25 protein-coding genes and 1 pseudogene are annotated in these 24,486 nt (G+C 61.7%); 12 read left to right on the top strand and 14 right to left on the bottom strand.

All coding sequences use genetic code 11. The annotated features are described in order from the left end of the window. Positions 1-266 precede the first annotated feature (266 nt). Entirely contained in the window at positions 267-1,109 is an 843-nt protein-coding gene (gene kdsA, locus ACF8FB_RS20700) for a 3-deoxy-8-phosphooctulonate synthase (RefSeq protein WP_392511805.1), read from the bottom strand. 334 nt (positions 1,110-1,443) lie between these two features. On the opposite strand from kdsA, the gene pgi reads away from it, so the two are divergent. Next, a complete protein-coding gene (pgi, locus tag ACF8FB_RS20695; RefSeq protein ID WP_392511803.1) occupies positions 1,444-3,108 on the top strand; it encodes a glucose-6-phosphate isomerase in 1,665 nt (554 codons plus the stop codon). A 192-nt stretch (positions 3,109-3,300) separates the two neighbouring features. Then, positions 3,301-4,014 (top strand): hypothetical protein, encoded by a 714-nt coding sequence (locus ACF8FB_RS20690; RefSeq protein ID WP_392511801.1) that lies wholly within the window; start codon positions 3,301-3,303, stop codon positions 4,012-4,014. 180 nt (positions 4,015-4,194) lie between these two features. Here ACF8FB_RS20690 and ACF8FB_RS20685 read toward each other — a convergent pair whose 3' ends face one another. Both ACF8FB_RS20685 and wecB read right to left on the bottom strand, forming a co-directional pair. After that, positions 4,195-4,470: a DUF3077 domain-containing protein gene (locus ACF8FB_RS20685; RefSeq protein ID WP_350298738.1), complete on the bottom strand. Its 276-nt coding sequence runs from the start codon at positions 4,468-4,470 to the stop codon at positions 4,195-4,197. A 456-nt stretch (positions 4,471-4,926) separates the two neighbouring features. Beyond that, a complete protein-coding gene (gene wecB, locus ACF8FB_RS20680) occupies positions 4,927-6,069 on the bottom strand; it encodes a non-hydrolyzing UDP-N-acetylglucosamine 2-epimerase (RefSeq protein WP_392511799.1) in 1,143 nt (380 codons plus the stop codon). Positions 6,070-6,497: 428 nt separating this feature from the next. Here wecB and ACF8FB_RS20675 point away from each other — a divergent pair, with 428 nt between their 5' ends. Beyond that, the gene (locus ACF8FB_RS20675; RefSeq protein WP_020193049.1) at positions 6,498-6,833 is read left to right on the top strand and encodes a helix-hairpin-helix domain-containing protein; all 336 of its coding nucleotides are present in this window, start codon (positions 6,498-6,500) and stop codon (positions 6,831-6,833) included. Positions 6,834-6,869: 36 nt separating this feature from the next. On the opposite strand, the gene ACF8FB_RS20670 is transcribed toward ACF8FB_RS20675, so the two are convergent. After that, entirely contained in the window at positions 6,870-7,037 is a 168-nt protein-coding gene (locus ACF8FB_RS20670) for a DUF2897 family protein (RefSeq protein ID WP_010952850.1), read from the bottom strand. Positions 7,038-7,220: 183 nt separating this feature from the next. On the opposite strand from ACF8FB_RS20670, the gene pyrF reads away from it, so the two are divergent. Beyond that, on the top strand, positions 7,221-7,922 hold the full coding sequence (pyrF, locus tag ACF8FB_RS20665) for an orotidine-5'-phosphate decarboxylase (RefSeq protein ID WP_010952851.1): 702 nt from the start codon (positions 7,221-7,223) through the stop codon (positions 7,920-7,922). A gap of 228 nt (positions 7,923-8,150) precedes the next feature. Here the strand turns inward: pyrF and ACF8FB_RS20660 are convergent, their stop codons facing one another. Continuing rightward, positions 8,151-9,152 carry an NADP-dependent oxidoreductase gene (locus tag ACF8FB_RS20660; RefSeq protein ID WP_392511796.1) on the bottom strand — a complete coding sequence of 334 codons (1,002 nt, stop codon included), beginning with the start codon at positions 9,150-9,152 and terminating at the stop codon, positions 8,151-8,153. A 178-nt stretch (positions 9,153-9,330) separates the two neighbouring features. Here ACF8FB_RS20660 and ACF8FB_RS20655 point away from each other — a divergent pair, with 178 nt between their 5' ends. After that, a complete protein-coding gene (locus ACF8FB_RS20655) occupies positions 9,331-10,092 on the top strand; it encodes an SDR family oxidoreductase (RefSeq protein ID WP_064491201.1) in 762 nt (253 codons plus the stop codon). Positions 10,093-10,235: 143 nt separating this feature from the next. On the opposite strand, the gene ACF8FB_RS20650 is transcribed toward ACF8FB_RS20655, so the two are convergent. Continuing rightward, positions 10,236-10,979: a hypothetical protein gene (locus ACF8FB_RS20650; RefSeq protein ID WP_266025038.1), complete on the bottom strand. Its 744-nt coding sequence runs from the start codon at positions 10,977-10,979 to the stop codon at positions 10,236-10,238. A gap of 405 nt (positions 10,980-11,384) precedes the next feature. On the opposite strand from ACF8FB_RS20650, the pseudogene ACF8FB_RS20645 reads away from it, so the two are divergent. Both ACF8FB_RS20645 and ACF8FB_RS20640 read left to right on the top strand, forming a co-directional pair. After that, positions 11,385-12,416 (top strand): annotated as a pseudogene (locus ACF8FB_RS20645) (methyl-accepting chemotaxis protein); the annotation flags it as partial. 27 nt (positions 12,417-12,443) lie between these two features. Then, positions 12,444-13,325 carry a methyl-accepting chemotaxis protein gene (locus ACF8FB_RS20640; RefSeq protein WP_371264248.1) on the top strand — a complete coding sequence of 294 codons (882 nt, stop codon included), beginning with the start codon at positions 12,444-12,446 and terminating at the stop codon, positions 13,323-13,325. Between the two features lie 96 nt (positions 13,326-13,421). Here the strand turns inward: ACF8FB_RS20640 and ACF8FB_RS20635 are convergent, their stop codons facing one another. After that, positions 13,422-14,612 carry a benzoate/H(+) symporter BenE family transporter gene (locus tag ACF8FB_RS20635; protein WP_064491199.1) on the bottom strand — a complete coding sequence of 397 codons (1,191 nt, stop codon included), beginning with the start codon at positions 14,610-14,612 and terminating at the stop codon, positions 13,422-13,424. Positions 14,613-14,756: 144 nt separating this feature from the next. Here ACF8FB_RS20635 and ACF8FB_RS20630 point away from each other — a divergent pair, with 144 nt between their 5' ends. Next, the gene (locus ACF8FB_RS20630) at positions 14,757-15,359 is read left to right on the top strand and encodes a glutathione S-transferase family protein (protein ID WP_010952856.1); all 603 of its coding nucleotides are present in this window, start codon (positions 14,757-14,759) and stop codon (positions 15,357-15,359) included. 138 nt (positions 15,360-15,497) lie between these two features. On the opposite strand, the gene ACF8FB_RS20625 is transcribed toward ACF8FB_RS20630, so the two are convergent. From ACF8FB_RS20625 to ACF8FB_RS20605, 5 genes are all read right to left on the bottom strand, one after another. Then, positions 15,498-15,869: a glutaredoxin gene (locus ACF8FB_RS20625; RefSeq protein WP_010952857.1), complete on the bottom strand. Its 372-nt coding sequence runs from the start codon at positions 15,867-15,869 to the stop codon at positions 15,498-15,500. A gap of 59 nt (positions 15,870-15,928) precedes the next feature. After that, on the bottom strand, positions 15,929-16,474 hold the full coding sequence (gene folE, locus ACF8FB_RS20620; protein WP_003252789.1) for a GTP cyclohydrolase I FolE: 546 nt from the start codon (positions 16,472-16,474) through the stop codon (positions 15,929-15,931). A 70-nt stretch (positions 16,475-16,544) separates the two neighbouring features. Further along, entirely contained in the window at positions 16,545-17,105 is a 561-nt protein-coding gene (locus ACF8FB_RS20615) for a Smr/MutS family protein (RefSeq protein WP_392511793.1), read from the bottom strand. A 174-nt stretch (positions 17,106-17,279) separates the two neighbouring features. Beyond that, positions 17,280-17,600: a hypothetical protein gene (locus ACF8FB_RS20610; protein ID WP_004577080.1), complete on the bottom strand. Its 321-nt coding sequence runs from the start codon at positions 17,598-17,600 to the stop codon at positions 17,280-17,282. A gap of 85 nt (positions 17,601-17,685) precedes the next feature. Beyond that, on the bottom strand, positions 17,686-18,276 hold the full coding sequence (locus ACF8FB_RS20605) for a cysteine hydrolase family protein (protein WP_003252796.1): 591 nt from the start codon (positions 18,274-18,276) through the stop codon (positions 17,686-17,688). Between the two features lie 181 nt (positions 18,277-18,457). Between ACF8FB_RS20605 and prmB the strand changes: the two genes are divergently transcribed. Next, the gene (gene prmB / locus ACF8FB_RS20600) at positions 18,458-19,366 is read left to right on the top strand and encodes a 50S ribosomal protein L3 N(5)-glutamine methyltransferase (protein WP_020190530.1); all 909 of its coding nucleotides are present in this window, start codon (positions 18,458-18,460) and stop codon (positions 19,364-19,366) included. Between the two features lie 49 nt (positions 19,367-19,415). Here the strand turns inward: prmB and ACF8FB_RS20595 are convergent, their stop codons facing one another. Both ACF8FB_RS20595 and ACF8FB_RS20590 read right to left on the bottom strand, forming a co-directional pair. Beyond that, on the bottom strand, positions 19,416-20,198 hold the full coding sequence (locus ACF8FB_RS20595; RefSeq protein WP_010952861.1) for a hypothetical protein: 783 nt from the start codon (positions 20,196-20,198) through the stop codon (positions 19,416-19,418). Between the two features lie 65 nt (positions 20,199-20,263). After that, complete coding sequence (locus ACF8FB_RS20590) at positions 20,264-21,226, bottom strand: alpha/beta hydrolase (RefSeq protein WP_003252801.1); 963 nt, start codon at positions 21,224-21,226, stop codon at positions 20,264-20,266. Positions 21,227-21,461: 235 nt separating this feature from the next. Between ACF8FB_RS20590 and aroC the strand changes: the two genes are divergently transcribed. The 3 genes from aroC (at position 21,462) to ACF8FB_RS20575 (ending at position 24,386) form a co-directional block, all read left to right on the top strand. Further along, positions 21,462-22,553, top strand: coding sequence for a chorismate synthase (aroC, locus tag ACF8FB_RS20585; RefSeq protein WP_003252803.1), 1,092 nt, complete (start codon positions 21,462-21,464; stop codon positions 22,551-22,553). 142 nt (positions 22,554-22,695) lie between these two features. Further along, positions 22,696-23,850 (top strand): MFS transporter, encoded by a 1,155-nt coding sequence (locus ACF8FB_RS20580; RefSeq protein WP_020192206.1) that lies wholly within the window; start codon positions 22,696-22,698, stop codon positions 23,848-23,850. Beyond that, a complete protein-coding gene (locus ACF8FB_RS20575; protein WP_003252807.1) occupies positions 23,850-24,386 on the top strand; it encodes an oxidase in 537 nt (178 codons plus the stop codon). Before ACF8FB_RS20580 ends, ACF8FB_RS20575 begins: the two co-directional genes overlap by 1 nt. Positions 24,387-24,486: the final 100 nt, after the last annotated feature.

The raw sequence follows: 24,486 nt of genomic DNA, 5'->3' as shown, positions 1-24,486 counted from the left end.
TTCCTGCGAGATCACGAGACGCTGAATCGCTGTACGTCATATATGGCCAAATGATATATTGCCTTAAGCAATATTTTATAATATATGCCTAAGTCCCCAGCGATGCTCGAATGTGTAAAGTCGCCTCTTTTTCACTTTTTACCATCCCTAAATGATGAGGCTTCAGCAGGTAGCTAGCTTAACCTCATCATTTAGGAGCATCTGTTGAAAAACGCGTAAAAGAAGTCAATGGTAGTTAGGCTGGCTTTAGGCTACTCTGGATCCAATCAAGAAATAATCAGTGGCGGAAAAGATTTGATTAAGTCATCCAGCGCTTTAATCTGCGCGAGGAACGGTTCCAACTTATCTAATGGAAGTGCGCTAGGACCATCGCACTTGGCCTGATCCGGATTCGGGTGCGCTTCCAGGAACAGGCCAGCCAAGCCCACGCCCATGCCTGCGCGCGCAAGATCGACGATTTGCTCACGTCGGCCGCCGGAAGCAGCACCGGATGGGTCGCGATTCTGCAGGGCGTGCGTCACGTCAAAAATGATCGGCAGGTCATTGCACGTGCGCTTCATCACGCCAAAGCCAAGCATGTCTACAACCAGATTGTCGTAGCCCATGCAAGCACCGCGATCGCAGAGAATTAACTGGTCGTTACCAGCCTCCTTGAATTTGTGCACGATGTTTTGCATTTGCGATGGGCTAAGGAACTGGGGCTTCTTGATATTGACAGGTTTGCCAGTCTTGGCCAGCGCGACCACAAGGTCAGTTTGCCGCGCAAGGAAGGCAGGAAGCTGCAACACATCAACCACTTCAGCAACCGGGGTAGTTTGATAAATTTCGTGAACGTCGGTGATGACCGGGACGCTGAACTCAGCTTTCACCTTTTCAAAGATGCGCAATCCTTCTTCCATGCCCGGGCCGCGGAAGGAATGGATGGAAGAGCGATTGGCTTTGTCAAAGCTGGCCTTGAAAACATACGGGATACCCAGCTTCTCTGTAACGCGTACGTATTCCGCGCATGCTTTCAGGGCGAGGTCTTCGGACTCAAGGACGTTGATACCACCGAACAGGACAAAAGGAGCCAGGTTCGAGCATTCGATTGCGGGGGTGATTCTGATCATTTTTTACTCAATATGTCCATGGGGAGGGGCCCATAGGGAGTGGTGAGGGGGTAAGCAGCATTCCCTCGCTACGCGTGGTTGATCCGATTCTACAATTTTTTGCCAGGTTGATCAGGGTTTACTGAGAAGGGCGGATCAGAGCAGCTCTGAGCGTAATACATCTGATTTAGGATGTTCCTCCACCAGAAAAAACGGGCTTTTCCTCGCCCTTGAAAGCTAATCATTCGGGCTTTTCCCTTTCCCACGCGTGCTCAATGCCTATAATGGCGCCGAATCTGAACCTGGCAATGACTGCTGGGTTCAAGCATCACCCAGCATCAAGGATCTCCCTGCAATGGCGTTTTACCGTACACCCCACGATGTCACTGCTTTGCCAACCTGGAAGGCGCTTCAGCAACACCGCGATGCCATGCAAGGCTTCAGTATGCGTGAAGCCTTTAGCAACGATGTCGATCGTTTCGACCGATTTTCCCTGAGTAGCTGCGGCCTGTTCCTGGATTATTCGAAAAACCTGATCACCGACCAGACTCGTGACTTGTTGGTGAACTTGGCCAGCGAGGTGGGCCTTCAGGGTGCGATCCGGTCGATGCTCGGCGGTGAAGTCATCAACGCTACCGAAGGTCGTCCGGTGCTTCACACGGCATTGCGCCGGCCAGTGGCTGACAAGCTGTATATCAACGGGGTGGACATCATTCCCGAGGTGCACAAGGTACTTAACAAGATTACCGATTTGGTCGGTCGTATCCACAATGGTCTGTGGCGCGGTTACACCGAAAAACCGATTACTGACGTGGTCAATATCGGAATTGGCGGTTCGTTCCTCGGCCCCGAGTTGGTTTCCGAAGCGTTGCTGCCCTATGCCCACCGTGGCGTGCGCTGCCACTATCTCGCAAATATCGACGGTAGCGAGTTCCATGAGCTGTCCGCCAATCTGCGCGCTGAAACCACGTTGTTTATAGTTTCGTCGAAGTCGTTCAACACCCTTGAAACCCTGAAGAACGCTACCGCAGCGCGTACGTGGTACTTGGCGCAGGGTGGTACGGAGGCTGAACTTTATCGTCATTTCATCGCTGTCTCGAGCAATAGGTCTGCTGCATTAGCTTTCGGTATTCGAGAGGAAAACATCTTCCCAATGTGGGATTGGGTGGGTGGACGTTATTCACTGTGGTCGGCAATCGGCCTGCCGATTGCCCTGGCGATCGGTACTGCAAATTTCAAGGAACTGTTATCTGGTGCGCATGCTATGGACCAGCATTTCCAGTCCGCGCCTTTCAGTGAAAACATGCCAGTGTTGCTGGCTTTGCTGGGCGTGTGGTACGGCAACTTCTGGGGGGCGCATAGCCACGCGATCCTGCCGTATGATCACTACCTGCGCAACATCACCAAACACTTACAGCAGTTGGATATGGAGTCCAATGGTAAGAGTATTTTGCAGGATGGCACACCCGTCAAAACTGAGACCGGGCCGGTAATCTGGGGTGGTGTTGGCTGCAACGGGCAACACGCCTACCACCAACTTTTGCATCAAGGCACTCAGCTGATTCCAGCTGACTTCATCGTACCAGTAGTGAGCTTCAATCCCGTAGCGGACCATCACCAGTGGCTGTACGCCAACTGCCTTTCGCAGAGCCAGGCGTTGATGCTGGGCAAAACGCGTGATGAGGCCGAAGCTGAACTGCGCGGCCAAGGCTTGAGCGAAACAGATATCGAAAGGTTGGCACCACACAAGGTTATTCCAGGCAACCGCCCGAGTAATACCTTGGTGGTCGAGCGCATCAGTCCACGACGTTTGGGTGCCTTGGTAGCCATGTACGAACACAAAGTCTTCGTTCAAAGCGTTATCTGGGGCATCAACGCGTTTGACCAGTGGGGCGTGGAACTCGGCAAGGAGTTAGGTGATGGGGTCTATCAGCGCTTGATCGGAAGCGTTGAAGAGAATGCTGAAGATGGGTCCACGCAGGGACTGATCAACCACTTCCGCAGTCGGCACCGGGGTTGATTCTTCCTAGCGCCAAGAGTCTTTAACGGGTGTAGGTAGGCGTATGCTTGAAGCCGAACAGAGTTTTTATCGTTTAAATGCTATCGTAAGTCATTCAAATGTATAGCCTCTGCTATGGTTACGCTCGCTTTTTGAAGCGCTATGAGTAATCGAGGTGTGCCAATTACGGCGCGTCTCCCTTAACGTGAAGCTATGAAAATCCTTAACCTCAAGAAGTTGTTTATGCCTGATATTTCAGCAGACGCAGCCAGCCTTATCCATGCCATAGCCTCTGCCACTGCGGTAATCGCTGCGCTGATCGCCGCCAGTGCGATGATCATTGCCCATATGACCTCGGATGTAAAAAACCAGCAAGCCGAAGTGCCCGTTTCCCGGGGGGCGCAGGTAGTTACTGTCGTCCAGGAGTCGGACGTGCAGGCCAGGCTGGAGATCGAGCAGCTCATGGAGCAGAACGATGCGCTCAGGGCCGAACTGGAGCGCGAGAGGGCCGAGCGGTTGAAGCTGGAAGCCAGCCTGAAGCCCAGGGCACTGACGCCGCAGGCGCATGATGCGTTCAAGGCATTGGCGGGCGAGCTGAAGGCTAAGACGCTGGCGCCGGTGGTGTTGCTGAATATCCACAAGGATGACAAGGAAGCCGTGCGCTTTGCCAAGGAAATTGCCGTTGCGCTGACCAAGGCGGGTGTGCAGGTTCAGATCAAGCAGTTGGCTCTGCAGAAGCACAATACTGGTACCCAGGTGGTCGTTTATGCCGGGGTGGGCGGTGACGAGCTTGAGCAGGCATTCAAGACCGCTGATTTTGCCTCCGATATCAAACGCTCGGGGCAGAGCCCGCGGGTGAAGGTGGATGATGGGGATGCAATTGCCATCTCGGCGTTTATCAGTGTTTATCCGCGCAGTGAGATTTGAGCGGCGGGTGGGGGGGGATCTTGTAGGCTTGGGGGGGATGGCACCGGCTGTGCCGGTGTTCGCGGGCAAGCCCGCTCCTACAGTGGGGCGGGGTTTGCCCTTGCCACATCTGGCCTGATAACGCCCATTTCCTTTCACTGCAGGCGAGGCATAGCCTCGCCTGGTCTCGCGTCATTCCCTTCAGTGGTGCCTGTTTTTCGCAATCTCGATGTCGTTCATCAGGGCTTTTGCGGTGGCCAGCAGGTAATCCGCTGCGCCTAGCATCTTGTGGTCGTCTTCCATGTCACCTTCGCGTACCAAGTGCTTGCAGTAGCCCAGCAGGACGGAGACGTGTTCATAGGCGTCATCGACGGGGATGCCGGGTTGGACGCGCAGCAGGTTCAGGGTGGGGTTGCCGGCTTCGAGGAAGGTTTCGATGCCTGCGGTGACGAGGGGGGATTGGTTGTTGTTTTTCATGGTGAGATTCCAGTGCGTTGACAGAACCCACCACCTCGATCTTTCTCACGGACAAAGGTGGCAGCCATTGCGCGGGGTGAGAAACCGATGCACTGAAAACGGCCAAGCCGAAGCTTGCCCGCGAATGGCTGCCATTGAACAGTAGAGCAGCAGTGCACAACGGGTTCTCACACCCGGTCACCAACATGGCGACCCGGTGACGTTATCCCTGAGGCATTTCCCCGACAATTCAGCTGCTTCTGACTGGCGCGTAGGATAGTTCGCTTGGTTGTCCGAGTTGAAGAGGTGGGGCGGGGTTTCAGGAAAGTCTGACGTGCGGAATGTGCATTCCAAGGCAAATCTCTTCGTCGTGATTGTTGACTGTTGTTGGGGGGACACGCGGAAGGGGGGCTGCTGGCCAGTTTTTACTGGGGGGCAGCGGGGCTGCGGATATCGTATTCGCGGGTGAACCCGCTCCTACATTGAGCGGTGGGGGGTGGTCCAGGTGGCCAGGGCTTCGCGTATGCGCGCGCAGGCTTTGCCATCGCCATAGGGGTTATGGGCGAAGCTCATTTCGCGATACGCCGCCTCATCGGTCAGCAAGGTACTCAACGCCCGGACAATCGATGCTACTTCGGTGCCCACCAGCTTGACCGTACCTGCCGCCACGGCTTCCGGGCGCTCGGTGGTGTCGCGCATCACCAGCACAGGTTTGCCCAGGGCCGGCGCTTCCTCCTGAATGCCACCCGAGTCGGTCAGAATCACATAGGCCCGGGTCATGAGGTAAACGAACGGCAGGTAATCCAGCGGTTCGACAAGGTGGATGTTGCTTACATCCCCCAACAGCCGGTTGACCGGCTCACGCACGTTGGGGTTGAGGTGGACCGGGTACACCACGTCCAACTCGGGGAATTGCCGTGCAATCTGCACCAGGGCCTGGCAGATGCGCTCGAAGCCGCCACCAAAGTTCTCGCGCCGGTGGCCGGTGACCAGCAACAGCCGGCGCTCGGCTGCCAGGTAACTGAAGTGGCTGGCGAAACGGGCCTTCAGCGCGGGGCTTTGCAGCTTTTGCTCCACCTCCAGCAAGGCGTCGATCACGGTGTTGCCGGTGGTGAAGATTTGCGCCGGATCGGTGCCTTCGCGCAACAGGTTGTCGCGCGAGGTGGCGGTGGGCGCGAAGTGCAGCGCGGCAAGGGCCCCGGTCAGGCGCCGGTTGCCTTCTTCGGGCCAGGGTGAATACAGGTTGTTGGTGCGCAGGCCGGCCTCTACATGGGCAATGGGGATTTGCTGGTAGTAAGCCGCCAGGCTGGTGGCAAAGGTGGTGGCGGTGTCGCCGTGCACCAGCACCACGTCGGGCTTGAACGCAGCCAGCACCGGTCGGATGCCTTGCAAGATGGCGGTGGTCACACCGGTCAGGTCCTGGCCGGCTTTCATGATGTTCAAGTCGTATTCGGGGCTGATGCCGAACAGCTCCAGTACCTGATCGAGCATTTGCCGGTGCTGGCCGGTGACGCACACGCGGGCTTCGAAGCGGCTGTCCTGCGCCAGTTGCAGGGCTAGCGGGGCCATCTTGATGGCTTCTGGGCGGGTACCGAAAACAGTCAGGGTCTTGAGGGGCACGGCAGTGATCCTCTTGCTCGGGTCCTTGAAGCAGGCCGGTTTCCATTGCTCAAAAATCTAGCAGGCGGGCAATGGCGTGCCAGTTTGTCGGGGGGAGGCTTACCGACTGGGGGAGGGCGGTTTACCGGGCGGGCCTTGTTCGGCGGGCGTTGTAGGGGAATGGCCGGGCAATGGTGGGCAGCGGGTATCGGACAAACGGGGATTTGGCTACAGGCACAGGGCCAGGGCCTTGTGCGTTCAGGGCCGGGCCGAGCGGGGCGGAAACGGCCACGGTTTGTGGGTGGGCGAAGTTGAGCGTTTTGCTGACCGATTCGGTAACCATTCGCCGGGGTAGTTGGGTATTGTGCGGCCAGGTTACCCGCTAGGGTTGGTTGCGCAGCCGAAGGAAAGCGGTTGCTGGAAAATGACCAACCCAAGGAGTGTTGACCATGCGCAATAACGTTCTGTCGTACCTGCTGCTGCCGCTGTTCGCCAGTCTGTCGTTCTCCCTGAGCGCCGCCCCGGCCAGCACCATGGCTGTGCCCGAACCGGTGCCGGTGGTGGCCCAGGCCCAGGCCCAGCAGGCGCCAAGGCTGGACTTGAACACGGCGGATGCACTCACCCTGCAAAAGGAGCTGAACGGCATTGGCAAGGCCAAGGCGGAGGCTATCGTGGCCTACCGCGAGGCCAATGGGCCGTTTGCTTCGGTGGATGAGCTGCTGGAGATAAAGGGGATAGGCAATGCGTTGCTGGAGCGCAACCGGGACAAGGTGATGGTGGAGTAAGCGGGCAGGGGCCGGGGTGATGCCCTGGCCCGGCCTTTAGCGGTCCTGCGCGTCCTTGGCATCCGCTTCGGCATTACGCTCATGTACCTTGCGCAGTTGTTCTTCGGTCAGCGGCAGTTTCTTGGCCGTGTCGCGCAGCAGCATCAACCCGCCGACAATCGAGCCGAGGGCTATGATGAGTATCAGCCAGGCATACCAGGGCATTGTCGTTCTCCTTAGATCGGGCCGTGGGCAACGGTTACATGAATTTTGAGCAATTGCCCGTTCCGTTGGTTCAATTATAGGTGCCAGGCCTTGTTGGGCCAATTCCGTGACCTGCGGGCCCCAAAGCCTGCGCCACTTCGTTTACAATGCGCGCCGTTTTCGACTTGCCAAGAGACCCTGCCCATGTCCGCCTGCCAGACGCCCCTGATCGTCGCCCTGGATTTCCCTACCCGTGAGGCCGCCCTGAAGCTGGCTGACCAGCTTGACCCTGCGCTGTGCCGGGTGAAGGTTGGCAAGGAGCTGTTCACCAGCAGCGCTTCGGGCATTGTCGAAACCCTGTGTGACAAGGGCTTCGAAGTGTTCCTGGACCTCAAGTTCCACGATATCCCCAACACCACCGCCATGGCGGTAAAGGCTGCCGCCGAGATGGGCGTGTGGATGGTCAACGTGCATTGCTCCGGTGGCCTGCGCATGATGGCGGCCTGCCGTGAAGAGCTGGCCAAGCGCAGCGGCCCGCAGCCGTTGCTGATTGGCGTGACCGTGCTGACCAGCATGGAGCGTGAAGACCTGGCCGGCATTGGCCTGGATGTCGACCCCCAGGAGCAAGTGCTGCGTTTGGCGGCGTTGGCGGAAAAAGCGGGTATGGACGGTTTGGTGTGCTCGGCGCTCGAGGCCCCGGCACTGAAGGCGGCGCACCCCTCGCTGCAATTGGTGACCCCGGGCATTCGCCCGGCGGGCAGCGCGCAGGATGACCAGCGCCGTATCCTCACCCCACGCCAGGCACTGGATGCCGGTTCGGACTACCTGGTAATCGGCCGGCCGATCAGCCAGGCTGCAGACCCTGCGCAAGCGTTGGCAGCGGTGGTGGCGGAGATCCGTGGGTAATTAACCTGCGGCTGTCCAGCAAGGGCCTGTGCCGAACCACCGATGCCTGTGTCGAGCCCCTGATGTGGCTGCACCCCCGATCCGTGTGTAGGAGCGGGTTTACCCGCGAATACGGTAGCGGCGGCAACTATGGACGGCCGGTGGTAATTGGCCGGCAGGCCCGGCCCTTTCGCGGGTGAACCCGATTACAAGGGCCTGTGCCGGGCCATCGGTGCCGTGCAGGGGCGTTTAAACCTTCAACACCAACTTGCCAAAATTCTCCCCGCTGAACAGCTTCAACAAGGTCTCCGGGAAGGTTTCCAGCCCTTCCACCACATCCTCTTTGCTCTTCACCTGACCATTGGCCAACCAGCCGGCAATTTCCTGCGCGGCCTTGCCGTAGTCCTTGGTGTAATCCATCACCACAAAACCTTCCATGCGCGCACGGTTCACCAGCAGCGACAGGTAGTTGGCCGGGCCTTTCACCGCTTCTTTGTTGTTGTACTGGCTGATCGCGCCGCAAATCACAATGCGTGCCTTGAAGTTGATGCGCGTCAGCACGGCATCGAGGATGTCGCCGCCCACGTTGTCGAAGTACACGTCCACGCCTTTGGGGCATTCGCGCTTCAGGCCGGCCAGCACGTCTTCGGCCTTGTAGTCGATCACGCCGTCAAAGCCCAGCTCGTCCTTCAGGTACTGGCACTTCTCGGCACCGCCGGCAATGCCGACCACGCGGCAGCCTTTGATCTTGGAAATCTGCCCGACAATGCTGCCCACCGCACCGGCCGCGCCGGAAATGACCACGGTGTCGCCAGCTTTGGGTTGGCCGACCTCCAGCAGGGCGAAGTAGGCGGTCATGCCGGTCATGCCCAAGGCTGACAGGTAACGGGGCAGGGGGGCCAGCTTGGGGTCGATCTTGTGCAGGCCCTGGGGCTCGCCGGTGAAGTAGTCCTGCACACCGAGGGCGCCGCTCACGTGGTCGCCGGGCTGGTAACCGGGGTGATTGGAGGCAACCACCTCACCGACGCCCAGCGCACGCATTACCTGGCCCAGGGCCACGGGCGGGATGTAGGACTTGCCTTCGTTCATCCAGCCGCGCATGGCCGGGTCCAGCGACAGGTACAGGTTGCGCACCAGTACCTGGCCTTCGCCGGGTTGTTCGGCGGGTACGGTCTCGAAGCTGAAGTCGTCACGGCGCACGGCGCCGACCGGGCGTTTGGCAAGCAGGAAGCGGCGGTTGGTCTGGGTCATGGCGGGTCCTTGTGGGCGGTGGAGGGCGTAAGGCGTTCAATCTACCTTGTTGATGAAGACGGTTCCTTAAAATCACTGACAAGCATGGTAGCCCAACCGTTGCTGTGATGATGCTGCCCGGCCGAGTGGTGGCTGACTATGCTCTGAACCCCACCCCAAACCCTCACGGGAGCACGCGATGAGCATGACGTTTTCTGGCCAGGTAGCCCTGGTGACCGGCGCGGCTGCCGGTATCGGCCGGGCAACCGCCCTGGCGTTCGCCCACGAGGGCATGAAAGTGGTGGTGGCCGACCTCGACCCGGTCGGCGGCGAGGCCACCGTGGCGCAGATCCACGCGGCGGGCGGCGAAGCGCTGTTCATTGCCTGCGACGTGACCCGCGACGCCGAGGTGCGCCAGTTGCATGAGCGCCTGATTGCCGCATACGGCCGGCTGGACTACGCCTTCAACAACGCCGGGATCGAGATCGAGCAACACCGCCTGGCCGAAGGCAGCGAAGCGGAGTTCGATGCCATCATGGGCGTGAACGTGAAGGGCGTGTGGTTGTGCATGAAATATCAGTTGCCCTTGTTGCTGGCCCAAGGCGGTGGGGCCATCGTCAATACCGCGTCGGTGGCGGGGCTAGGGGCGGCGCCAAAGATGAGCATCTACAGCGCCAGCAAGCATGCGGTCATCGGCCTGACCAAGTCGGCGGCCATCGAGTACGCCAAGAAGGGCATCCGCGTGAACGCCGTGTGCCCGGCCGTGATCGACACCGACATGTTCCGCCGCGCTTACCAGGCCGACCCGCGCAAGGCCGAGTTCGCCGCAGCCATGCACCCGGTAGGGCGCATTGGCAAGGTCGAGGAAATCGCCAGCGCCGTGCTGTACCTGTGCAGTGACGGCGCGGCGTTTACCACCGGGCATTGCCTGACGGTGGATGGTGGGGCTACGGCGATCTGAGTGGATGCCGTGCGGGCTGCTTCGTGGGCAAGCCCGCCCCTGACAAATGCGATCACCAGGCCAAAGCCTACCATGTCGCGCATGGACAGGAGGGGCGTGCCCAGGCCGTTCTGAGCAAGCCGGGCAGCCAGCCGGCCACCTGGCTAAAAGCTGACGCCTATTTTCAGGCCGTACTCGTCACGGGTTTGTTCGTCCGAGTCGGTCATCAGGAACTGCCCGTCCAGTTCATAGTTGTAGCGGCTGAAGTAAAGCGAAGCGTATACCGGCACAGTACCGTGTTGGTTGAACAGCACGCTAAGTTCGGCAAAGGGGTTGGTGGTATCTTTCAAATCAACCTCTTCGTTGCTGACGCCATGTATTTTCAATTGCGAATCGCCATTGATAACCTGGCGTATGCCCGCTTCGAAACGCAAGGTGGCATTATTGAAGCGGTAATTGTACCCCGCCGCCAGTTTGGCGAACGGCGTGCGGTTGGTAAGGTCGACATCATGGCGGCTGGTATTGGGTTCCAACCGGTTCCATTTGTAACCGGCGCCCAGCAGCAGGTCGACTGAATGCCGTTCGGCCAGTGCCAAGCGCCAGCCCAGGTCCAGGTCGGCCTGGCCGTCCTTGAGCTTCTGGTCATGCTGTTTCGAGTACATGCCACTGGCCTCGGCCTGGTAGACAAGGCCTTGCGTGGCCGTCATCTTGTTGCCGTAGTTAATGAATAAGCCACCTTCGGGCATATCTTCGGTTTCATTGTTACGGCCGTTGAGTTCCAGTTGGGTGTAGCTCCCTTGTAGGCCAAGGGTGAACAACGGGGCGGTGGAAGTTTCGGCATAGCCAACGGTTGGCACAGTAAACAGCAGCAACGGGGTGACCACAGCAGTAAACATGGCTGTTTTCATTGCAAACTCCAGGGTGCACTGCAGGTCCGGAGAACGGGCCAGTTACCGATCACGATAGCGACGTTTTTATTGTGTGCAGGGGTGTTTAAAAAAATTTCAATACCCCACTTTTGGCGCAAATTTAATGGCGTCAATAGTGTTCGATAAAGTGTGGATTGGAATAAATGAATGTTTTACTTGCGTCGATTTAATATGGGCAGGTGCCGTCGCAGGTTGAGGGATGGGCTATCATTGATGGCCTAGTGATATCTTTTACAGCTGGCACTGAAAGCGACCCTTTTGCAGCCAAAAACGACAAGACATAGCTATTTGACACTATTCTGACGCCAGGCCCTTGTTCATTGGCAGATAACGTTGCCACCCTTAGCCTTCGGGATAACCTCACTGGCTGAAAGGGGATCGGTGATGGGCACGAGCAAGCACGGTGTGCTGGCCAACCTGGGCATGGCCCGCAAACTTGGCCTGGGCTTTGCCTTGGTGCTGCTGCTGACGCTGGCGGTGGCGGCCATCGGCGTCGTGGCGTTGCAAAGCGTTGGCCAGCGCTTCGACAGCTTGCGTCAGCTGGCCCAGTTCAATACCGACTTGCTGCGCTTGCGCGAGCATGAGCAGGCGTTTGCCCTGCGCTCCGACATGCAGCAGGCCGACGCTTTGCGTGGCGGCCTGCAGGGTTTGGTTGAACGCGCCCGAGGCCTGCCGGCGCTGGCGGCGGCGCAAACCGATCTTGCGGCCTATGGCCAGGCCTTCGAAGCCTTTGTCGAGGCCGTGCAAGCCAAGGAGCTGGCGCTGGACATGGCCAGCTGGTCGGTGTCCAACGTGTCCAACAACCTTGATGTGCTGCAGGCCGGCCTGGCCGATGACGGCGTGTACACCCTCAAGCAGTCCCAGGGCCAGCAGGGTGGCGAGTTTCTTGAGCAAGCCGCGCAGGTGGCCCAGGTGTCGCGGCTGATGCTGCAGGCCATGGACGAAGCACGGGTACGCCTGGAAAAAAGCCGCAAGGGCGAGGAGGGTGTGAGCCAGGAGCGCATTGCCCAGACGGTGGAGGCCGCTGGCCTGGTCAGCCAGTTGCAGGGCGCGGTTGGCGATGCCGGTTACCAGAGTGTGTTGGGCGAAGTGGCGGGGCACATTGGCAGTTTTTCGGAAAAACTCAACGAATACACCGACCAGCTGGCCCGCGAGCAGGGGCTGAAGGCGCAGTTGCAAGCCAGCGCCGAGCGGGTTACCGGGCGTGTCGACCAAGCCTATCTTGGGCAGGAGCAGGCCCTGCAAGGCGAGCTGCAGCGCAATGCCATCGCCATCGGCCTGGCCACGGCGCTGGCGTTGCTTGTCGGCGTGTTGGCGGCCTGGCTGATTACCCGCGCTGTGGTCGGCCCGTTGAAGCATGTGATCGCCCGCGCCCAGCGCATTGCGGCGGGTGAACTGGGCTTCGACGCCCAGGCGCCGCGCCGGGATGAGGTGGGGCAACTGATGCAGGCCATGCAGCAGATGGCGGCGGGGCTCTCGGGCATTGTCAGCGGCTTGCAGCAGGGGATCGAACAATTGGCCGGCAGCGCCCAGGCGTTGTCGACGGTGACCGAGCAGACCAACCGTGAGGTGGGCAGCCAGAAGGAGGAAACCGAACAGGTGGCGACCGCCATGCAGCAGATGACTGCCACCGTGCACGATGTGGCGCGCAATGCCGAGGAGGCGGCGCAGGCAGCCCAGGCCGCGGACGAGAAGGTCGACACCGGCCAGCAGGTGGTGCGCCAGAGCATGCAGCGCATCGAGCAGCTGGCGTCGGCGGCAGAAGCTGCCAGCGCCGGCATCGACAGCCTCAGTGCCGAAATCCACACCATTGGTGACGTGCTGGAAGTGATCAAGAGCGTGGCCGAGCAAACCAACCTGCTGGCGCTGAATGCCGCCATTGAGGCTGCCCGCGCCGGCGAGCAGGGGCGCGGCTTTGCCGTGGTGGCCGATGAAGTGCGCGCGCTGGCGCGGCGTACCCGGCAATCCACCGAACAGATCGAGACCTTGGTGGCCAGCCTGCGCGGCAATGCCCAACAGTCGGTGGCGCAGATCCGCGGCAGTACCGAGCTGGTACGGCTGGCCGTGGCCGACGCCCTGCAGACCGAAAGTGCGCTGGGCAGCATTGCCGCAGCGGTGTCATTGATTCAGCAGATGAACCAGCAGATTGCCGCAGCGGCCGAGCAGCAGAGTTCGGTGGCGGAAGAGATCAGCCGCAGTGTCACGCAGATTCGCGGCAGTGCGGACCAGGCGGCATTGGCGATGCAGGACAATGCCCGGTCCAGTGTCGAGCTGGCGCAGCTGGGCACCGATTTGAAGGGCATGGTGGGGCATTTCAGGTTGTAATCTCGTTGCCTGTGCCGGCCCATTCGCGGGTTTTGTGATTTCCCGTCGTAGGAGCGGGTTTACCCGCGAATAGGCCACCCCAGGCAACAACAACCCTCACCCCCTACGCGGGTTAAGAATCACCAAAGCCAACACCCCCGCCACAATCCCCCAGAACGCCGAACCAATCGAGAACAAGGTCAGCCCCGAAGCGGTCACCATAAAGGTGATCACCGCTGCCTCCCGCTCACGCGCCTCGCTCATGGCCACGGTCAAACCGTTCATGATCGAACCAAACAGCGCCAGTGCCGCAATCGACAGCACCAGTTCTTTCGGCAATGCCGCGAACAGTGCCGCCAAGGTGGCCCCGAACACCCCGGCAATGCCGTAGAAAATCCCGCACCACACCGCCGCGGTGTAGCGTTTGCCCGGGTCTTCATGGGCATGCGGCCCGGTGCAGATCGCCGCGCTGATCGCCGCCAGGTTGACCCCGTGCGAGCCGAACGGCGCCAGCAGCAGCGAGGCAAAGCCGGTGGCCGAAATCAGCGGCGAGGCCGGTACCTGGTAGCCGTCGGCACGCAGGACGGCCACGCCGGGCATGTTCTGTGAGGTCATGGCCACCACGAACAGCGGAATGCCGATGCTGATGGTTGCCGCCAGCGAGAAGCTTGGGGTGGTCCACACCGGCTTGGCCACTTCCAGGTGGAAGCCGCTAAAGTCCAGCAGGCCCAACGCGCCGGACAATGCCGTGCCCACCAGCAGCGCGGCCAGCACGCAATAGCGCGGCGACAGGCGCTTGACCAGCAGATAGCTGAAGAACATGCCCAGCACCAGCAGCGTGCGGTGCTGCGCGGCCACGAAGATTTCGCTGCCGATCTTGAACAGGATGCCCGCCAGCAGCGCCGAGGCCAGCGAGGCCGGGATGCGTTTGACCAGGCGCTCGAAGCTGCCGGTCAGGCCGCACACCAGCACCAGCAAGGCGCAGGTGATGTAGGCGCCAATGGCTTCGCCATAGCTGACCCCACCCAGGCTGGTGATCAGCAGCGCCGCGCCGGGGGTGGACCAGGCGACGGTGATCGGTGTGCGGTAGCGTAGCGACAGGCCGATGCTGCATACCGCCATGCCGATCGACAGCGCCCAGATCCAGGATGAGATCTGCGCGGTGGTCAGCCCGGCCGCCTGGCCGGCCTGGAACATCAGCACCAGCGAACTGGTATAGCCGGTGAGCATGGCAATGAAGCCGGCGACCACCGCCGAGGGGGAGGTGTCTGCCAGGGGCCGCAGGCGTGCGGAAGTGGCATCGGTCATGAACAAAATCCTTGTAAAGGTGTAAGCAGTTTTTTCAGACTACAGCGAGCAAGGTTGATCCTTGCCATACAGCGGCCATTGCTTTTAGCCGTACAGTCGCCAAATATTGGGCGCAATTGCGAAACTGCTTTGCAGGGAGGGTCGATGTACAAGGTTTATGGCGACTACCAGTCGGGTAACTGTTACAAGGTCAAGCTCATGTTGAGCCTGCTGGGCCGGCCGTATGAATGGCACCCGGTGGACATTCTCAAGGGTGAGACCGAAACGCCCGAGTTTCTGGCGATGAACCCTAACGGCAAGGTACCGGTGCTGGAACTGGAAGACGGTAGCTACCTGTGGGAGTCCAACGCCATTCTTAACTACCTGGCCGATGGCAGCGAGTTCCTGCCCAGCGAACCGCGCCTGCGTACCCAGGTGCTGCAGTGGCAGTTTTTCGAGCAGTACAGCCATGAGCCGTACATCGCCGTGGCGCGGTTCATCCAGTTCTACCTGGGGCTGCCGGACGAGCGCCTGGACGAGTACCGCAAGTTGCACAAGGGCGGCTACAAGGCGCTGAAGGTGATGGAGCGACAGTTGCAGATGACGCCTTACCTGGTGGGTGAGCAGTACTCGATTGCCGATGTGGCGCTGTATGCCTACACCCATGTGGCGCAGCAGGGCGGGTTCGACCTGGCAGACTACCCGGCGGTAAGGGCCTGGCTGGAGCGGGTCAGCAGCCACCCGCGGCATGTGCCGATGGTGGGCTAAAAGCCGACCTGTTTTCCAGGCGCTTGCGCAATCCTTGTGGGAGCGGGCGTGCCCGCGAACACGGGCGCAGCCCGTGCCAACCACCGCGGTGCCTGCTTCGCGGGCTCGCCCGCTCCCACAAGGGATCTGCAGCGTCAGTCAGATGGCGGCAAACCGCTCATCCAGGTAAGCGATGATTGCCTTGGACTCATACATCCAGGTCACCTTGCCGGCTTCTTCAATGCGCAGGCATGGCACTTTCACCCGGCCGCCACCTTCTTGCAGGGCCTGGCGGTGCACCGGGTCGTTCTTGGCGTCGCGCAGCGCCACCGGCACGTTCAAACGGTGCAGGGTGCGGCGGGTTTTGACGCAGAACGGGCAGGCGTGGAACTGGTACAGCGCCAGCCCCTTGGCCGCTTGCTCGATGCGGGCCTGGGCGGCGGCGTCGCGTTTGCGCTTGGCCGGGCGGCTGATCCAGTCACCGAAGACGATGAGCTGGCCGAGGCCAACCCGCAGGGCTTTGACGATCATGGGCAACTCCTGAAATGCAAAAGCCGACCCTGAAGGGTCGGCTTGGGGTCAGCAACCAATCACTTGATCAGGCTGAGGAACTCGCTGCGGGTGGCGGCGTTGTCGCGGAACTCACCCAGCATCACCGAGGTGATCATGGTCGAATTCTGCTTCTCGACACCGCGCATCATCATGCACATGTGCTTGGCTTCGACCACCACGGCCACACCCGCGGCACCGGTTACCTGCTGCACGGCTTCGGCGATCTGGCGGCTGAGGTTTTCCTGGATCTGCAGGCGGCGGGCGTACATGTCGACGATACGTGCCACCTTGGACAGGCCCAGTACCTTGCCCTTCGGCAGGTAGGCAACGTGTGCCTTGCCAATGAACGGCAGCATGTGGTGTTCGCACATCGAATACAGCTCGATGTCCCGGACCAGCACCATTTCGCTGTTGTCAGAGCTGAACAAAGCGTTGTTGGTGACTTCTTCCAGTGTTTGCTCATAACCGCGGCAAAGGTACTTCATCGCCTTTGCAGCCCGCTTGGGCGTGTCGAGCAGGCCCTCACGGGAGACGTCCTCGCCAATTTGGCTGAGGATCTCGGTGTAGTTCTGTTCCAGGGACATGGATCTACCTGTGGGAAAAAATCGCAAAAACGAAGGGTACGGCGGTGAGGGCGGCGCTGCAAGCGCGGCGTTACTCGTCGCGGCCTTCGAGCATGGTTCGCTTCAGCATCACATACACCGCGCCAGTGCCGCCGTGACGGGCACTGCACGAGGCAAAACCGAGCACTTGCGGGTGCTGGCGCAGCCAGGTGTTGACGTGGCTTTTGATCATCGGGCGCTTGCCGTCCAGGCGCGCGGCCTTGCCGTGGGTCACCCGCACGCAGCGCACCTCCAGTTTTGTGGCTTCGGCGATGAAGTCCCACAAGGTTTCGCGGGCCTTTTCCACCGTCATGCCGTGCAGGTCGAGGCTGCCCTCGAACGGAATCTGCCCCAGCTTCAGCTTGCGCAGCTGGCCTTCCTGCACGCCATCGCGGCGCCACATCAGCTCGTCTTCGGCGCCTACGTCGATGACGAACTGGTCGGACATGCCATCGATGACCAAAGCCTTGTCACTGCGCACGGTCGCCGCCTGGCGCAGGCCGGCCAGCTTCTGGCGGTCGGCCTTGGGCTTGCCGACTTCGGCACGGTCGTGGCTGATCGGCTTTACGCCGCGCACTTCGGCCTTGAACAGGGAAAAATCGTCGTCTTGCATGATGCCTCCACGTAGGCGACGTAGTTTACGCGACTGTGGGGCCGTGTGCAGCCTGTGCGGGCCTCTTCGCGGGTAAACCCGCTCCTACGGGGATGTCACAGAGCCTGAAGGCGGCGGGGTGCCTGTAGGAGCGGGTTTACCCGCGAAGAGGCCCGCACAGGTTACGCAAAACCATCAATCGTGCTTCTTCATCAGGTGCGGCGACAGGTTAAGCTCCCGCCCGCGGCGCAAGCGGATACGGCTGCGCCGCCAGAAACGCACGCCCAGCCACAGCAGCAACAAGCCAGCCACGGTGAGGATGCTGGACAACGGTTTGTTGGCGTTGAGTTCCTGCAGGGCAGGGTAGTTGCCCAGCAGCCCGGCGACGCCGGCCATGGCCAGCAATACGCCCAGCGTCGCCAGCAGGGCCGACAGGCCGGCCGCCAGGCGGGCGCCCCAGTTACGCGGTTCGCGCGGGCGCAGGCGCTTGGCGTCGAAACTGCCTTTAAGCTTCATTCCGCTCTCCTCGGTGGATATCCGGAATTCGACCTGCTGCTGCCCATCGGGTTCCGCCCGGCTGCCGGGCGGTCCTGCAAGCCGCTCAGATCAGGCTGGCGGTGGGGGCCACGCAAGCGAAGTTGTCAGCCATCACGGCCATTTCGCACTGGTGAATCTGCGCGGCCGGAATGACGCCGTCCTTGAATGCCAGGTCACGGGTGGCCGACGCGTCTTCTACCAGGGTGCACCGATAACCATAGTCCTTGGCGCGGCGAACGGTGGTGCTGACGCTGGAATGGCTCATGAAACCACAGACGATCAGGTCCAGGTGGCCCAGCTCCTGCAATGTTTCGTGCAGCTTGGTGTTCTTGAACGCATTGGGCATGCGCTTTTCGATGACGATTTCACCTTCCAGCGGCTCCAGCCCCGGAATGAACTGGCCAGCCGGCCCCTGGGGGTCGAAACGGCCACCAACAGTGCCCAGGTGGCGAACATGGATGATCGGACGGCCGCTTTTACGGGCGGCGTCGAGCAACCTGGCGATGTTGGCCACGGCCTCGTCCATGCCCGACAGCTTCAGGGGACCACTGAGGTACTCCTTTTGTGCATCGATGATGATCAGGCTGGCGTGGCTCAGCTTGGCCGGCGGATAGTCGCGGCCAGTGAGGCGAAACATCGTGGTTGGAACGGACATCAAGGGCTCCTTGGATAGGGCTTTTGTATACCTATTCTCCCCTGCCTTGGCGCCAATGGGAATGGTTGACAACGCAAGCGGCGTGGTTACTGGCCTGTGGCTAGCCTTTGGGCAAGGCAAAGGAACAAATGTGCGGGTGGGGCTGTTAGACTTTTGTCCGGTCTGAAAATAGGAGTACCCCGTGATCACATCTCGTCTGCGCACGCTGCGCGACTACATCCGCTGGGCGGTCAGCCGCTTCCACGAGCATGACCTGTTCTTCGGTCACGGTGCCGACAACGCCTGGGACGAAGCCCGCCTGCTGGTGCTGGGTGCGGTGCACCTGCCATGGGAGGTGGCCGACAGCTACCTGGACTGCATGCTCGAGGACGATGAGCGGGTACGCCTTCAGCACCTGCTCAAACGCCGTATCGAAGAACGTGTACCGGCCGCCTACCTGCTGGGCGAGGCCTGGTTCTGCGGCATGTCGTTCATCGTCGACGAGCGGGTGCTGGTGCCGCGTTCGCCCATTGGTGAGCTGATCGAAAAACGTTTCGAGCCGTGGCTGGCCAGCGAGCCGGCGCGCATTCTGGACCTGTGCACGGGGTCGGGTTGCATCGGCATCGTCGCCGCCGACGTGTTCCCCGAGGCCGAGGTGGTGTTGGCCGACCTGTCGTTCCAGGCCCTTGAAGTGGCCAACCAGAACATCGAACGGCATGGCCTGGACGGGCGCGTGTACACCGTGCAGGGCGATGGCTTTGGCGGTTTGCCGGGGCAGCGTTTCGACCTGATCCTGTCCAACCCGCCGTATGTCGACGCCGAAGACTTCGACGACATGCCGGCCGAGTACCACCATGAGCCCGAACTGGGCCTGGCCTGCGGCAGCGACGGCCTGGACCTGGTACGGCGGATGCTGGCCGAAGCGGCTGACCACCTGACCGAGAAGGGTTTGCTGATTGTCGAAGTGGGCAACAGCCAGGTGCATGTCGAGGCGTTGTACCCCGAGGTGGACTTTGCCTGGCTGGAGTTCGAGCGGGGCGGGCATGGGGTGTTCATGCTCACCGCCGAGCAGTGCCGCCAGCATCAGGAATTGTTCAAGGCCCGCGTTTAGGCTATTTGGGGCCGCGAAGCGGCCCTAATTTCCCCCGGCTGATGCGGTCTTAGCGGGTTGCAATCCAGATCAATAGCCCTGCCTGGAACACGGCAAACGCCACCAGGCAGGTAATGGTGAAACGCAATCCGCCGTCTTCGCGCTGGTATTTGGCCACGCGCTCATCCCGCTCGCGCAGTTGCCCTTCCTTTTCCTGCAGTTGCTGGTCGGCCTGCTGCAGCAGGCTGGCGGCATCCAGAATCTCCACCCGCTGCAGGCGCTCGCTGCTCCAGGCGGCCTTCAGCTGGCCCACCGTCATATCCGCGATACGGCCCTTGAGGTGCTGGCTGTCCTCGTACTGCACCTCGATACCCACCCCGCGCAAGCACTGGTCTCGGCGCAGGCGTGAGTCCTCGTTCAGGGCGTCCTTGCTCGGCAGCGCCATGCCTTCCACCCGGTAGTGCGACCACTTGCGCTGCAACCACTGTGCGGCCTGGGCCAGCATGAAACGGCCGATGCCACGGTTCACCGGTTCCAGTTGCAGGCCATGTTCATTACCAATGCGTACCAGGCGCTCAGCATGGTCGACGCGGATGTCCAGGCGGTTCTGCTCTTTGTGCACCTTCTGGCCAGGCAACTGGATTTCCATGCGCAGCAGGCTGTGTGCCTTGTCATGGCGCTCGGCATAGCCGAACTGCACAAAACGCAGCGGCCGCGCGCCGGTGCTGCGGTCGGTCGGCAGTGCTGCCAGGCGTAGCAGCTGGAAATGTTCGGCGGTCAGCTCGGCCCAGGGCAGGGCGGGGGTTTCCTGGGGTTCTTCGGCCGGCTCGACGGCGGTGGGGGAGGTGGTCATCAGGGCTTGTCCTCAGCTATGCCTGCTGTATCGGCAGGCATGGCTGAGACCTGAGCCTGTTTGACTTACGCCGAAGGCAAATGCTGGATGAACGTCACAATTCGCTCGCCCAGCTCACGCGCCAGCGGCAGCTCGGGGTTGAGATAGCTGTCGCGCTGCTGGCTCATGCCCTTGGGGCTGATGCGCAGCATGTGGTTCATGCCATCGATCAGGACCAGTTGTGCATCTGGCTTGGCCGCTTTCAGCCGTTGGGCGTCGGCTACGTCCACCTGCACGTCGTTGCGCCCCTGCACGATCAGCGCGGGCATGGGCAGGCGGGCAAAGGCGGCTGCCGGGTTTTGCTGGAACAGCGAAATCAGGTACGGCTGCACGCTGGGGCGAAACACCTGGCGCAACGGCGCTGGCACATCCAGGCTGGTCTGCCCGGCCTGCAGGCGGTCGAGCAGGGCACTGCCACCGGCCAGTTGCGCGGGCGGCAGGCGCTGGGCCAGTTGTTCGTGCAGCACCTCGGCCAGCGGCCGGCCGCTGCCGGCCAGGGTGATGACTGCGCTGGCGCCAGCCTGCTCGGCGGCCAGGCTGGCAATCAGTGCGCCTTCGCTGTGGCCAATCAGGATAAGCGGGCCGAAGCGCGGGTCGGCTTTGAGCTTGCGGCTCCAGGCGACCACATCGGCCACGTAGCGCTCCACGCTGAGGTCACGCTCGTCAGGCGTGGCCGGCTGGCTGGCGGCCACCCCGCGCTTGTCGTAACGCACGCTGGCAATGTGTTCGTTGGCCAGCAGCAGGGCCAGGCGCTTCAGGTTGTCGACCCGGCCCGACGCCGGGTTGTTACCGTCGCGGTCGGTGGGGCCGGAGCCGGCGATGATCAGCACCACTGGCGGCGGGGTGGCCTGTTGCGGCAGCAGCAGGCTGCCGTGCAGCACGCCCTGGCCGGTGTCCAGGTCGATCGGGCGTTGCAGTACAGTGGGGGCGGCGGCCTGGGCCAGGCCGGTGCACAGCAGGAAGAGCAAGGCGACGAGGCGCGACATCATGCGGTACTACATGGGGAGATGTGGGTTTGACCCAATGTTTGCGGGAAGGTTCTGGGAAGCGAATGGCAGGTTCGGCCCTTTCGCGGGCACGCCCGCTCCCACAGGTATTTCACAGCATTCGGATCTGTGGTGATCCTGTGGGAGCGGGCATGCCCGCGAAGAGGCCCGCACAGGCGATCAAAGCATCTGTATACTGCTGCTTTCGTCCATTTCAGGCAGAACTCGCGGAGCGTCCATGTCCGGCAATACCTACGGCAAGCTGTTCACTGTCACCACCGCTGGCGAGAGCCATGGCCCGGCGTTGGTCGCCATTGTCGATGGATGCCCTCCGGGCCTGGAAATTTCCCTCGCCGACCTGCAGCACGACCTTGACCGGCGCAAGCCCGGCACCAGCCGGCACACCACCCAGCGCCAGGAAGCCGACGAGGTGGAAATCCTTTCCGGCGTGTTCGAAGGCCGCACCACCGGCTGCTCGATCGGCCTGCTGATCCGCAATACCGATCAGAAGTCCAAGGACTACTCGGCCATCAAGGACCTGTTCCGCCCGGCCCACGCCGACTACACCTACCACCACAAGTACGGTATCCGCGACTACCGCGGTGGTGGCCGCAGCTCGGCCCGTGAAACCGCCATGCGCGTGGCCGCCGGCGCTATCGCCAAGAAGTTCCTGGCCACCCAGGGCATCACCGTGCGTGGCTACATGAGCCAGCTGGGCCCGATCGAAATCCCGTTCAAGACCTGGGAGTCGGTGGAGCAGAACGCTTTCTTCAGCCCCGATCCGGACAAAGTACCTGAGCTGGAGGCCTACATGGACCAACTGCGCCGAGACCAGGATTCGGTGGGCGCCAAGATCACCGTGGTCGCAGAAGGCGTGATGCCCGGGCTGGGCGAGCCGATCTTCGACCGGCTGGATGCAGAGCTGGCCCATGCGCTGATGAGCATCAACGCGGTCAAGGGCGTGGAAATCGGCGCCGGCTTCGCCAGTGTGGCCCAGCGCGGCACCGAGCACCGGGACGAACTGACCCCGGAAGGCTTCCTCAGCAACAACGCGGGCGGCATTCTGGGCGGTATTTCCTCGGGCCAGCCGATCGTTGCCCACCTGGCACTGAAGCCCACTTCCAGCATCACCACCCCGGGCCGCTCGATCGATGTCGATGGCAACCCGGTGGACGTCATCACCAAGGGCCGCCACGACCCGTGCGTGGGCATCCGTGCCACGCCGATTGCCGAAGCGATGATGGCCATCGCGTTGATGGACCACCTGCTGCGCCACCGTGCGCAGAATGCCGATGTGCAAGTGAATACCCCGGTGCTGGGCCAGCGCTGATCCAACTGCACCGGCCTCTTCGCGGGTAAACCCGCTCCTACATTGGGATATCACTGCCCTCAGGTGCAGTGACAGGGTGAAATCCGCGTAGGCGCGGGTTCACCCGCGAAGAGGCCGGCCCAGGTCCCCACAAGGCCACCCCATGCAACCCATCCCCTACTGGCGCCTGTCCAGCTTCTACCTGTTCTACTTCGCCCTGCTGGGCTCCACCGCACCGTTCCTGGCGCTGTACTTCGACCACCTGGGCTTTTCCCCGGCGCGCATTGGTGAGCTGGTGGCCATCCCCATGCTGATGCGCTGCGTCGCCCCCAACCTGTGGGGCTGGCTGGGCGATCGCACGGGCCAGCGCCTGTTGATCGTCCGCCTTGGCGCGCTGTGCACCCTGGCCACCTTCGCCCTGATCTTCTTCGGCAAAAGCTACGCCTGGCTGGCGCTGGTGATGGCCCTGCATGCGTTCTTCTGGCATGCGGTGCTGCCGCAGTTCGAGGTCATCACCCTGGCCCACCTGCACGGGCAGACGTCGCGCTACAGCCAGGTACGTCTGTGGGGTTCGATCGGTTTCATCCTCACCGTGGTTGGCCTGGGCCGCTTGTTCGAATGGTTGAGCCTGGACATCTACCCGGTGGCGCTGGTCACGATCATGGCCGGCATCGTCGCCGCCAGCCTGTGGGTGCCCAATGCCCAGCCGGTGGAGCAGGGCGGGCGCAGCGGCACCGGGGGCTTCCTGCAGCAGTTGCGTGCCCCGGGGGTGATCGCGTTCTACGTGTGCGTGGCCTTGATGCAGCTCAGCCACGGGCCGTACTACACCTTCCTTACCCTGCACCTGGAGCACTTGGGCTACACGCGCGGTGCCATCGGCCTTCTATGGGCGCTTGGGGTGGTGGCCGAGGTGCTGATGTTCATGGTCATGAGCCGCCTGTTCGCCCGTTTCAGCGTGCAGCGCGTGTTGTTGGTCAGCTTCCTGCTGGCGGCATTGCGCTGGCTGCTGCTGGGTAACCTGGCCCAGGAGCCGGCAGTACTGATCTTCGCCCAGCTGCTGCACGCGGCCACCTTCGGCTGCTTCCATGCCGCCAGCATCGCTTTCGTCCAGGCCAGCTTCGGCGCCCGCCAGCAGGGCCAGGGCCAGGCGCTTTACGCAGCGCTGTCGGGGACCGGCGGTGCGCTGGGGGCGCTGTACTCAGGCTACAGCTGGAAGCTGCTGGGCCCCACCTTCACCTTTGGTATGGCCAGTGCCGCAGCCTTGGCCGCAGCCGTTATCATTGCCCTTTGTTCGCAACCGACCAGGACCCGCCCCTGATGAGCATTCTCAGCGTTTTCCACCCCGCCAGCCCGGCACTGCCGAACAAGGTGCTGACTCACCACGACGACATCGCCGCTACGTTGGCCGAGCAGGGCGTGCGCTTTGTGCATGCCGAACCTGGCCTGCGGGTGCGCCCGGGTACGGCCCAGGACGAGGTGCTGGAGGTTTGCCGCGTGTATCTGGATGAGTTGATGACGGCGCATGGCAGCAAGGCCTTCGCGCTGCTCAACCGCGACGGTGAAGACCCGGCACAGGTCGATGTGCGTGATGAACATGTGCATGATGCCGACGAGCTGTTTGCCGTGGTCAGCGGGCGGGCGCAGGTTGGCCTGCGGCTGGGGGACTGGGTGTACTCGGTGCTGTGCGAGAAGGGTGACCAGCTGCTGGTGCCGGCCGGGACGCGGCGCTGGGTTGAGTTGGGTGATACACCGTTTTGCCTGGCGTTGCGCTTGTACGGCAGCGAGCAGGGCATGCAGGCGCGGTTTACCGGGGATGTAACGGCGCGGGCGTTTCTGGGGATCGACGAGTTGTAATGGCATTGCCGGCCTCTTCGCGGGTGAACCCGCTCCTACAGCGGTTGCGCCGCCCTTAGGCATCGCGCAGTCAATGTAGGAGCGGGTTTACCCGCGAAGA

The sequence above is a fragment of the Pseudomonas sp. yb_2 genome, from assembly GCF_043103905.1.
GTDB lineage: Bacteria > Pseudomonadota > Gammaproteobacteria > Pseudomonadales > Pseudomonadaceae > Aquipseudomonas > Aquipseudomonas alloputida.
The sequence above is the reverse complement of the archived record's forward strand: the minus strand, read 5'-3'. Positions and strand labels throughout refer to the sequence as shown.

Excerpts from the sequence above, each read along its gene's own strand:
- kdsA (WP_392511805.1), bottom strand. The coding sequence starts at position 1,109 with ATGATCAGAATCACCCCCGCAATCGAATGCTCGAACCTGGCTCCTTTT.
- pgi (WP_392511803.1), top strand. The coding sequence starts at position 1,444 with ATGGCGTTTTACCGTACACCCCACGATGTCACTGCTTTGCCAACCTGG.
- ACF8FB_RS20690 (WP_392511801.1), top strand. The coding sequence starts at position 3,301 with ATGAAAATCCTTAACCTCAAGAAGTTGTTTATGCCTGATATTTCAGCA.
- ACF8FB_RS20685 (WP_350298738.1), bottom strand. The coding sequence starts at position 4,470 with ATGAAAAACAACAACCAATCCCCCCTCGTCACCGCAGGCATCGAAACC.
- ACF8FB_RS20675 (WP_020193049.1), top strand. The coding sequence starts at position 6,498 with ATGCGCAATAACGTTCTGTCGTACCTGCTGCTGCCGCTGTTCGCCAGT.
- ACF8FB_RS20670 (WP_010952850.1), bottom strand. The coding sequence starts at position 7,037 with ATGCCCTGGTATGCCTGGCTGATACTCATCATAGCCCTCGGCTCGATT.
- pyrF (WP_010952851.1), top strand. The coding sequence starts at position 7,221 with ATGTCCGCCTGCCAGACGCCCCTGATCGTCGCCCTGGATTTCCCTACC.
- ACF8FB_RS20660 (WP_392511796.1), bottom strand. The coding sequence starts at position 9,152 with ATGACCCAGACCAACCGCCGCTTCCTGCTTGCCAAACGCCCGGTCGGC.
- ACF8FB_RS20655 (WP_064491201.1), top strand. The coding sequence starts at position 9,331 with ATGAGCATGACGTTTTCTGGCCAGGTAGCCCTGGTGACCGGCGCGGCT.
- ACF8FB_RS20650 (WP_266025038.1), bottom strand. The coding sequence starts at position 10,979 with ATGAAAACAGCCATGTTTACTGCTGTGGTCACCCCGTTGCTGCTGTTT.
- ACF8FB_RS20640 (WP_371264248.1), top strand. The coding sequence starts at position 12,444 with ATGCAGGCCATGCAGCAGATGGCGGCGGGGCTCTCGGGCATTGTCAGC.
- ACF8FB_RS20635 (WP_064491199.1), bottom strand. The coding sequence starts at position 14,612 with ATGACCGATGCCACTTCCGCACGCCTGCGGCCCCTGGCAGACACCTCC.
- ACF8FB_RS20630 (WP_010952856.1), top strand. The coding sequence starts at position 14,757 with ATGTACAAGGTTTATGGCGACTACCAGTCGGGTAACTGTTACAAGGTC.
- ACF8FB_RS20625 (WP_010952857.1), bottom strand. The coding sequence starts at position 15,869 with ATGATCGTCAAAGCCCTGCGGGTTGGCCTCGGCCAGCTCATCGTCTTC.
- folE (WP_003252789.1), bottom strand. The coding sequence starts at position 16,474 with ATGTCCCTGGAACAGAACTACACCGAGATCCTCAGCCAAATTGGCGAG.
- ACF8FB_RS20615 (WP_392511793.1), bottom strand. The coding sequence starts at position 17,105 with ATGCAAGACGACGATTTTTCCCTGTTCAAGGCCGAAGTGCGCGGCGTA.
- ACF8FB_RS20610 (WP_004577080.1), bottom strand. The coding sequence starts at position 17,600 with ATGAAGCTTAAAGGCAGTTTCGACGCCAAGCGCCTGCGCCCGCGCGAA.
- ACF8FB_RS20605 (WP_003252796.1), bottom strand. The coding sequence starts at position 18,276 with ATGTCCGTTCCAACCACGATGTTTCGCCTCACTGGCCGCGACTATCCG.
- ACF8FB_RS20595 (WP_010952861.1), bottom strand. The coding sequence starts at position 20,198 with ATGACCACCTCCCCCACCGCCGTCGAGCCGGCCGAAGAACCCCAGGAA.
- ACF8FB_RS20590 (WP_003252801.1), bottom strand. The coding sequence starts at position 21,226 with ATGATGTCGCGCCTCGTCGCCTTGCTCTTCCTGCTGTGCACCGGCCTG.
- aroC (WP_003252803.1), top strand. The coding sequence starts at position 21,462 with ATGTCCGGCAATACCTACGGCAAGCTGTTCACTGTCACCACCGCTGGC.
- ACF8FB_RS20580 (WP_020192206.1), top strand. The coding sequence starts at position 22,696 with ATGCAACCCATCCCCTACTGGCGCCTGTCCAGCTTCTACCTGTTCTAC.
- ACF8FB_RS20575 (WP_003252807.1), top strand. The coding sequence starts at position 23,850 with ATGAGCATTCTCAGCGTTTTCCACCCCGCCAGCCCGGCACTGCCGAAC.